Source organism: Bacteroides caecigallinarum (genome assembly GCF_021530995.1).
Taxonomy (GTDB): Bacteria; Bacteroidota; Bacteroidia; order Bacteroidales; family Bacteroidaceae; genus Phocaeicola; species Phocaeicola faecigallinarum.
In genome coordinates this window covers 1-2,248 of record NZ_JADYTF010000210.1, presented here as the reverse complement: position 1 = coordinate 2,248, position 2,248 = coordinate 1, and the positions used below count along the sequence as shown (strand labels likewise).

2 protein-coding genes and 1 pseudogene are annotated in these 2,248 nt (G+C 34.2%); all 3 read right to left on the bottom strand.

The window, feature by feature from the left end; translation table 11 throughout:
• Positions 1-138: 138 nt before the first annotated feature.
• Entirely contained in the window at positions 139-765 is a 627-nt protein-coding gene (locus tag I6E24_RS16030; RefSeq protein ID WP_235329689.1) for a hypothetical protein, read from the bottom strand.
• Between the two features lie 353 nt (positions 766-1,118).
• Positions 1,119-1,502, bottom strand: a complete 384-nt coding sequence (locus I6E24_RS16025; protein ID WP_235329687.1) for a helix-turn-helix domain-containing protein — start codon at positions 1,500-1,502, stop codon at positions 1,119-1,121.
• A 96-nt stretch (positions 1,503-1,598) separates the two neighbouring features.
• Positions 1,599-2,248 (bottom strand): annotated as a pseudogene (locus I6E24_RS16020) (hypothetical protein); the annotation flags it as partial.

Sequence of the window (2,248 nt, the reverse complement as noted above, 5' to 3'; positions counted from 1 at the left end):
CTTACCGCCGAGAACGAATCGATTCGACGGTAAAAATACCCCTATTATTTTAGTAATAACTGAAGCCTATCCTAACAGATGAAAGCGTTAGGAGGAGTGTTAGGTGGATTTCCTTTCAGTTGTTGTACTTTTTTTACTTTATATCATTTCTTTCAGTTGTTGCACCAAGTTTATGTATGCCTTTCCTGGAAAATCAACAACAGAGTCTTTCAGTTCTGTTAACCTACTACTGATTGCTATACGTGTGGAAGACTTCATAGTTTTCTTAGGTACAAGCAGTTTGTTATCAGCAAGTAATGATACCCAGTTGTAGGGTATCATCTTTTGTCTGGAAAGCTCATATAGCAATGGAAGTATGCTAGCCATATTGGTTACAATCAACCCATTATTAAGGTTACATTTGAAAAAGTCATCTATAGTCTTTTCATCAACTCTATTTACAAATAGATTCGATTCATTAGCAAATTGTGTAATTAGTTGAATTTGGGCCTTATTAAATGAAGCTAGAATTTTAGATTTTGTAACCTTACAATCTAAATGATTAAACGAGTAAAGCATTTCGTTGAAGTCTTCCTCCTCAAAGACTGTACGGGTAAAATACTTTTCTACCAAATCTTTTCTGGTAGAAAGCAGTTCGTATAGACAGAAGATATTTCGGAAATGATTACGGACTACTTCTTCTACATTAGAGAAGATAGGAAGGTGATAACTGATGAAATCGTTTATGTACCGGTCATACAACTTTTCATCATTAAGAATTTCCAACTGGTACTGCTCATAAGCAGCACGAAAAATTGTCCAAAGTTCATTTATGGACGTAACAGTCTCTTGTTTTGTACAATGTTCCGGACATTGAATACACAAAAAGAGAGAGCAGAGAGGATTTTTTCATCTTACTCATAGTTCTTCTTGTATAAAGTTTATATTTTGATAATTGACAACTATCTGCATATAATTGCAGACAGTTTTTATGCGGTTATTTCGATGTAAATATTATATTATTCTCTCACACTAGTTTGCAAAAATATTATAATGTGTATGTTATGCTTGCATATTGGTAATGAATATGTCTGTAAATAGCTGATACCCGTTATCTATTGTGCTTTTGTTCCTTGTGTTTATTTTCTCCGATTCGGTTTTCGCTTTATAGTTTTAAGGTAATCTTCATTTATCTCCTCGGCTGTTCTTAAATCGACTTCAAGCCTTCCCAACTCTGTCCATTTTAATAGCTCGTCTTTATATAGAATGTAGTTTTTGCCTTTCTTAGTTCCTGGAATGTTTCCTTTGGACAAATGATAGTACATAGTAGATTTCTTCATACGAAGGAACTCACAGGCTTCATCCAATGTCATAGGAATGTGGTTTGCTGATGAGATGTTGTCTTTTTTATCGTCGAGCTCGGCTTTCATATTATTGAGCATCTGTTCAACATGCTCAATTTTCTGGAATATTTTGCCAATTACTTGTGGCATGTCATTAAATGTTACTTCTTTTACATCCATAATTGAAATATTTAAAATTCATGTCACAAATGAACCGGCTTATTTGACGGTGATATAACATCATACAGAATAATTTCAATGTAATAGAAAGTAATTTCAGATAAGTTGAAAGGATAATCTGTAATCACCTTTTTCAGGAATGTCAAGGTCTATAATGCAAGTACCACGCTGACGAAGATTGCGTCTGATTGTTGAAACTTCAATATCTCTGAGCTCAATGGGGAATACCATTTTTGCAAACAGTGCCCGCTTTTCTCCTTTCCAGTTAAAGCGTTCACCGATGTTCCAGACAAGATGGCGAAGATCAATTGAACCAAGACGTCCATCCGTACTAACTGAAACAATAGCCGCATCCTCGTTAGTAATCCAAGACTTTATATTATTACAAACTATTTTCACATCAGACTCTTTCATATAAGGAGAAAGCATAAGCTGCACATAGGCAGAAACAGCTGCAAATTTTTTCTGATTGAGTTGATACTCTTGATCTTCACGTTGTTTTCTTACTTCATGATAATGACTGATTGCTTCTTCTGGTATAGGCAAGGCATCTGCATCAGTTGTTTGAAATTTATTTTTTCTTTTAATCTGTGTAAATAACAATGCTATTATGATGGAAATAATAATGAATTCTATAATAATCATGTTTGTGACTGAGTTGTCTGAGCCAGCTTGATTATTAACGCAAAATGTCGTATATGGAAAGAATATAGCCAAAGTTGTAAGGCTACTGACCATGATTAAAA